Genomic DNA, 6898 nt, shown 5'->3' on the forward strand with positions numbered 1-6898 from the left:
GTTCGACCGGCCACTGCACACCGCTTGACGAGCAAGAAGAAGGAGACACCAGGTGTCCGATCTGCCCCGTTTGACGGAACCCGCCGCTCACCCGCCCGCCGTGGAAGTCGAACGGCTCCGTGAGGAGATGATCGAGAAGCTGCGGGAGCTCGGAGCCGTCCGCACCGCTGAGGTCGAGGGCGTGCTCCGCAAGGTCCCGCGCCACGTCTTCGCGCCCGAGGCGCCGTTGGAGAAGGCATACGCGGCCGAGTACGCCCTGGTCACCAAGAAGGACGAGGACGGCGTCGACATCAGCTCCGTCTCCGCGGCGCGGGTCCAGGCCATGATGCTTGAGCAGGCTCGGATCCGACCCGGCGATCGAGTCCTGGAGATCGGCTCGGGCGGGCAGAACGCCGCGTACATCGCCGAGTTGGTCGGCGCCGACGGCCAGGTGACCACCGCCGACATCGATCCGGACATCACCGGTCGCGCCGAACGGCTCCTCGCCCGGGCCGGCTACGAGCGCGTGAAGGTCGTCCTGGCCGACGGTGAGGGAGGCGTACCGGAGCACGCCCCGTACGACAGGATCGTCGTCACCGTGGGCGCCTGGGACGTTCCACCCGCGTGGGTGGAGCAGCTCGCCGAGGGCGGACGGATCGTGGTCCCGCTGCGGATGCGGGGGCTCACGCGGTCGGTCACCTTCGACCGGGTCGGAGATCACCTCGTCAGCAGGGACTACGAGTTGTGCGGCTTCGTCCCGATGCAGGGCGTCGGTGAGAACCGGATGCGACTCGCCCTGCTCCACGAAGCGGCCGGCGAGGAGGTCACGCTCAAGCTGGACGACGGGCAGCAGCTCGACGCACATCTCCTCCGGAAGGCCCTGCACCAACCGCGCACGGAAGTGTGGACGGGCGTGACCATCGGCGGCTACGAGCCCAACGACAACCTCGACCTGTGGCTGGCCACCGCCCTGGACGACTTCACGCTCCTCAGCGCCAAGCCCGGCGCCCGCACGCGCGGCATCGTCGCCTCCGTCTCCCCGATCGGCGTGGCGACGCTCGCCGTCGGCGACAGCTTCGCCTACCGGACCGTACGGCCGGTGGACGAGGAGCGGACCCTCTTCGAGTTCGGGGTGTACGGACACGGGCCGCACGCCAAAGATGTCGCCGAGCGGCTGGCCGAGGAGATCCGGACCTGGGACCAGGAACACCGCTCGGATCGAGCACGCATCGAAGCCCACCCCGCGGGGACACCGGACGAACTTCTCCCCGCCGGCCGCGTGATCGACAAGCGACACACGCGAGTCACCGTCTCCTGGCCCTGACGACGTCCCGTTGCGCGAGGGCCGAGAGAGCAGCACCACCACACCACCCATGTCCCCAAGGAAGGGAAACCCGAGATGGAAGCCAGCACCACAGCACTGTCCCCGTCGGACTTCGACCTGGACATCAGCGTCGTCGAACAGGGCCGGATCATCCCCGAGCTGATGAACGACACCAGCGACAACTGCACCAGCACCTGCGAGAGCGCCTGCTCCAACAGCACCTGTGTGAGCGGCTGAACCCCGACTGGTGCCCGGGCCGGCCGGCCCGGGCACCAGCCCCGTTCCTCCTGAGAGGAGACGTGGTGTACCGATCCACCGATGCCCTCCTGGTCCGCGCGACGACCCACGTTCCGGAAGGCGATTCCACACCGCCGCTCGCCCTGTCCAACGACACGCAGGAGACTGCGGAACGGTGGCGCGAGTGGCTCAAGGCAGCTTGGGGAGACCGGCCCTTCGCCGATGCCGTCGCGTTCGCGAGCCCGGTCCTCGCCCGCCGTGTCGACGCGATATGCGACGGAGAGGTCGAGCGCCCTCGGCAGATCCGAAGGGCCGGTGCCGCACTCGCCCGGTACCTCCTGCGCACGCGGCACCGGGCCACCCCCTTCGGGTTGTTCGCCGGTGTCGCCCCGGCGCGCTTCGGTCCCCGTACCTCCCTGCGCTGGGGCGGCCAGCACCACGCCGTCGCCCGTGCCGACGCGGTCTGGTTGTCGGACGTGGTCACCGCTCTGGAGGCGGCCCCCGAGCTGCTGCGCCGCCTGTCCGTCATGGCCGACACCACCTGCTTCGTCCGCGATGGACAGCTCGTCGTCCCCCATCAACAACGGCCTCCGGCCCACGGGGACGGACCGGCCGAGGTGTGCCTGCGCCGTACCCGGGCCGTCGACATCGCGCTGGACGCCGCTCGAACGCCGCTGCCTGCCGGCGCCCTGCTGGAGAAGATCGCCGCGGAGTATCCGGGAGTGCCGTCGTCGGTCGTCGAGAAGCTGCTCGCTGAACTCGTCGCCCACCGGGTCCTGGTCACTGGACTGCGACCGGCCATGACGGTCACGGACGCCCTCGGGGCGATCACAGAGCAACTGACCTCCGTGCAGGCGGACACCATCCCAACGGTGGCGGAACCGGTACGCCGCCTCCACGAGATCCAGGAGTCGCTCGCGCGCCACAACCGTGCAGCTTCTTCCGCGCAAGCTGAGCACCGTGCGTCGGCAGCCAGGCAGATGGCTTCCCTGAGCCGCGTCGTCGAACAACCCCTTGCCGTGGACCTGCGGCTGGACTGCGATCTCGTACTACCCGAAGAGGTGGCGCGCGAGGCCGAGCGCGCGATGGGCGCCATCGTCCGGCTGAGCCCGTTCCCGTACGGCCCGCCCGTGTGGCGCGACTACCACGGTCGGTTCCTGGAACGGTACGGCCCCGGTGCGGTCGTCCCCGTACGGGAGCTCACCGACCCGGGCCGAGGGCTCGGCTTCCCGGCCGGGTACCGAGGGTCGGTGTTGGAGAAGCCCGACGCCCACCTCACCGAACAGGACGAGCGGGTCCTCGCGCTGGTCCAGCGGGCGACCGCCGAGGGAACCCGCGAGGTCGTCCTCGCCGACCACGACCTCGACGGCCTCTCGGTCGGCCCTCCGAAACGGCTGCCCGCCCACGTGGAGTTCTGCTTCCACCTGCGGTCCCCCTCCCGGACCGCGCTCGACCGGGGAGCGTTCCAACTCGTGGCGAAGGGGCTCTCCCTGGCCGCGGGAACCATGACGGGACGCTTCATCGACCTTCTCGACCGAACGGATCACGACCGTTTCACCTCCACGTACGCCACGCTGCCCACGATCAGCAGGGACGCGGTGCGTGCGCAGCTCTCCAGCCCTCCCCTGTGGCCGCGTACCGAGAACGTCAGCCGGGCGCCCCTCGTACTGCCCGAGGTCATCTCCCTCGCCGAGCACCACGAGGGCATGGCGTTGGACGACCTGGCGGTGCGCGGCGACGCCGAAGGCTTGTCCCTCGTGTCACTCGCCCACGGACGGGCCGTCGAGCCGGCCGTCTTCAACGCCGTCCAGTTGACGAACGTGACCCACCCTCTGGTGCGGTTCCTGTACGAGGTCCCGCGCTCCAGGGCCGCCGTCCTCGCGCCCTTCTCGTGGGGAGCGGCCGGCCGTCTCCCGTATCTCCCCCGGATTCGGCACGGCCGTACCGTGCTCTCCGCCGCGCGCTGGCGCATGTCCGCGGCCGATCTGTCCGAGCAATCCGGCTGGGCGGGCTTCCGTTCCTGGCGGGCTCGGTACCAAGTGCCGGACGACGTCCTCCTCGGCGACTCCGACCAGCGCCTCCGCCTGGACCTGGGCCGGGACGACCACCGCCGGCTCGTACGCGACGAGCTGGCGCGCGCCGGACACGCCACCCTGCACGAGGCACCGGAGGCGACGGCGTACGGCTGGTTCGACGGGCGTCCCCACGAGATCACGCTGGCGCTCGCCTCCACCCGACCACCCGCACCCTCCCCGCCTGCCGTCCGTACGGCGAGCAACACCGACGGGCACCTTCCGGGACGCGGGACCTGGGCGTACGCGAAGGTGTACGGCCACCCGGACCGTGTCGAGTCCCTTCTGGTCACGCACCTGCCTCGCCTCTTCGAGGCATGGGCCGAGCCGCCCGAGTGGTGGTTCGTCCGCTACCGGGACCCGGACCCCCACTTACGCCTCCGCTTCCGTCTCGACGCGTCGTCGAACTTCGGGGAGACCGTCGAGCACGTGACCGCCTGGGTGGAGTCGCTGCGCGGCGAAGGCGTCGCCAGCCGTCTCCAGTGGGACACGTACTACCCGGAGAACGGTCGATACGGAACCGGCTCGGTCATGTCGGCCGCCGAGGCGGCCTTCGCCACGGACTCCGTGGCCGCCGTCGCCGAACTCGCCCCCGGCCACGGTCTCCACCGGCAGGCCGCGACCGCCGCGAGTCTGGTCGATCTGACCACCGCCTTCGTCGGCGACACCGAGTCCGGAATGCACTGGCTGACCCGGCATCTGACCCGTGCCACGGGGCCGGCGCTCTCCAGGGCCGGCCTGATGGAGGCTCGTCGACTCGTAGTGCCCGGTGGGGTGCCGGGTGACGTCGCCACGGCGTGGGCCGAACGTCGGGGCGCCCTGCGCAGCTATCGGCTCCAGCTCGAATCCGCCTGCGAGTTGGACCCGGATTCCGTACTCGCCTCCCTCCTCCACATGCACCACATCCGGGTCTTCGGGATCGACGAGGAGTGCGAACGGCAGTGTCGAAGGCTCACCCGCGCCACAGCTCTGTCCTGGTTGTCCCAACGGGCGCGAGGGCGCGCGTGAGCACCGAAGAGGCTGCGGCGGGTACGGCAGCCCGCGCCCAGTCCCTCTCCCGGGGAGCGGTCGGAGACGCGCTGCTGCTGATCGAGCGGGCACAGAACGGCACCGAGGACTGGGCCGCCGTCCATGAACTCCTGCGGACGGTCACGGCGCACGGCCTGCTCGCCGGGGAGGACGCGTCCCTGTTCTTCGGCGCGCCGGCCGTCGCTTTCGCTCTCCACACCGCCGCCGGCGGCACCGATCGTTACGCGAGGGCTCTGAGCACCCTCGACGCCGCCGTCGCCACCGTGACGGACCGACGCCTGGCTCTGGCGAACGCCAGGATCGATCGCTCTGTGAGGCCGCGGGCGGCGGAGTTCGACGTGCTGTACGGCCTGACGGGGCTCGGTGCCTACTGGCTGCGCCGGGACCCTCGGGGATCGCGACTGCCCGAAGTCCTGGCCTATCTCGTACGACTGACGCGACCGTTGCCCGGCCATCCCGACCGGCTTCCTGGATGGTGGGTCGGCCACGGCCCCACCGTGAGTTCTTCGGACGGCTTCGCCTTCACCGACGGTCACGCGAACGTCGGCATGGCCCACGGCATCGCCGGCCCCCTGTCCCTGCTCGCCCTCGCGATGCGCCAGGGAATCACGGTGGACGGCCACGCCGAGGCCATCGGCAGGATCTGCGCGTGGTTGGACGCCATCCGCGGGGAGGGCGCGCTGGGCTTCTGGTGGCCGCGCTGGCTCACCCTCCCCGAGCACCGCGTAGGCAGCGTCGCCGGCTCGGGTTCCCCTCCGCCGTCGTGGTGCTACGGATCCTCCGGCCTGGCCCGTGCGCAGCAACTCGCCGCCCTGGCCGTAGGTGACGCCGAACGTCAACGCATGGCCGAGGGCGTGCTCGTCCGTGCTTTCACCGAGCCGGCGCATTTGGCCGGAGTGCAGGACGCCGGCCTGTGTCACGGCACGGCGGGCCTGCTCCAGATCGCCCGTCGCGCCGCGCAGGACGCCCCGCCCGGCGCCTTCGCCGCCCCCATCGCTCGGCTGCACAGCCTGCTCTTGGAGCAGGAGCCAGCACGTACTGAGGGGTTCCTCGGTGGCCCGACCGGGGTCGCGCTCGCCCTGGCTACCGCCCCGACGGCCGTCCCGACCTCGGACTGGGACACCTGCCTGTTGATCACCTGACGGCACCGGAGGAGGGCGCTGTGCAGCCGTCGCCCCACGAAGTCGAAAGAGCAGTGCTCTCAGTCCTCGGCGGCACGTCCATCGACGTCGCGGCGGCCCGAGCGTGTCTGAGCCCGCGGTGCCTCAAGGACGCAGTCGCCCTCTACAGGTCCGCGGGGTGGGCCGCGCTGGACGCCTGTCAAAGGCCGGACTGGTACCAGGTGCAAGTGCAGTTCAGCGACTGGCACGCGGCCGAGCACGCTGTGGTCACCGGCTTGTGGCCCCACCTTCGCCAGGCAGAGTCCGACGGCCTCATCTCGGCGTGGTGGTTCGTCCGGAAGTCCCCCTGCTGGCGCTTCCGCGTACGCCCCGGACCCTCGACCTCCACAGATTCGGTGAGAGCCCTGATGTCCTCGGCGCTCGACGCCATGGTGACCGCCGACGCTGCCGTTGGGTGGCGGGAGTCGATCTACGAGCCCGAGACGTACGCGTTCGGCGGCCCAGTCGGCATGGAGGTGGCCCACCGTCTCTTCCACGCGGACAGCCGCGCATTGTTGGACCACGCCGGTCGACGCATAGAGGGGGCGCCCAAGTACCCTTCGCTTGGCCGGAGGGAGCTTTCCCTGCTGCTCCTCAGCGCGTTGATGCGCGGCGCAGGTCTGGAGTGGGCGGAGCAAGGCGATGTATGGCGGCGTGTGGAACAGAGCCGCCCTGTTCCGAGTGATGCGCTGGGAGAACAGTTCAGGGTGCTGCGACCCGCCGTTCGCAGACTGCTCCTGCTCGACACCGGAGCGACGGGCGGCCTTGTGGGGGTGAACGGACCTCTGGCTGAGGTTGAAGGGTGGTTGAGGGACTTCTCCGAGTGCGGGAAGTGCCTTGGGGCTGCGCGGGATGATGGGGAACTTGCCCGAGGGATACGTAGCGTCGTGGAACGACTGGTTCTCTTCCACTGGAACAGGATGGGCATGCCGTCGGAGCAGCAGGGGCTCCTGGCGAGGGCCGCCAGGGAAGCGACTCTCAGCTCTGACGCCGACTGCACAACCTAGATGAATGAGTCCGAATGCTGTCAGTGGTCGTAAGCGATTAGAGAGCGTTTGATCTTGGCGTTGGTGGTCCAGTTGTGCCAGATGGCTGTG

The 6898-nt window shown here is 70.2% G+C and carries 5 protein-coding genes; all 5 read left to right on the top strand.

Annotation, left to right across the window (positions count from 1 at the left end; all coding sequences use genetic code 11):
* Nucleotides 1-52 precede the first annotated feature (52 nt).
* The 5 genes from fxlM to AB0E05_RS34325 all read left to right on the top strand — a co-directional run bounded on the left by fxlM (nucleotide 53) and on the right by AB0E05_RS34325 (nucleotide 6808).
* A complete protein-coding gene (gene fxlM / locus AB0E05_RS34305) occupies nucleotides 53-1303 on the top strand; it encodes a methyltransferase, FxLD system (protein WP_361971101.1) in 1251 nt (416 codons plus the stop codon).
* Between the two features lie 75 nt (nucleotides 1304-1378).
* Nucleotides 1379-1540 carry an FxLD family lanthipeptide gene (locus tag AB0E05_RS34310; RefSeq protein ID WP_361971103.1) on the top strand — a complete coding sequence of 54 codons (162 nt, stop codon included), beginning with the start codon at nucleotides 1379-1381 and terminating at the stop codon, nucleotides 1538-1540.
* A 62-nt stretch (nucleotides 1541-1602) separates the two neighbouring features.
* Entirely contained in the window at nucleotides 1603-4620 is a 3018-nt protein-coding gene (locus AB0E05_RS34315) for a lantibiotic dehydratase (RefSeq protein WP_361971104.1), read from the top strand.
* Nucleotides 4617-5783, top strand: coding sequence for a lanthionine synthetase C family protein (locus tag AB0E05_RS34320; protein ID WP_361971106.1), 1167 nt, complete (start codon nucleotides 4617-4619; stop codon nucleotides 5781-5783). The genes AB0E05_RS34315 and AB0E05_RS34320 overlap by 4 nt, the downstream gene beginning before the upstream one ends.
* A 53-nt stretch (nucleotides 5784-5836) precedes the next feature.
* A complete protein-coding gene (locus AB0E05_RS34325) occupies nucleotides 5837-6808 on the top strand; it encodes a thiopeptide-type bacteriocin biosynthesis protein (protein ID WP_361971108.1) in 972 nt (323 codons plus the stop codon).
* The last annotated feature ends 90 nt before the right edge of the window (nucleotides 6809-6898 follow it).

The organism is Streptomyces sp. NPDC048057, from assembly GCF_040653095.1.
Classification (GTDB): Bacteria; Actinomycetota; Actinomycetes; order Streptomycetales; family Streptomycetaceae; genus Streptomyces.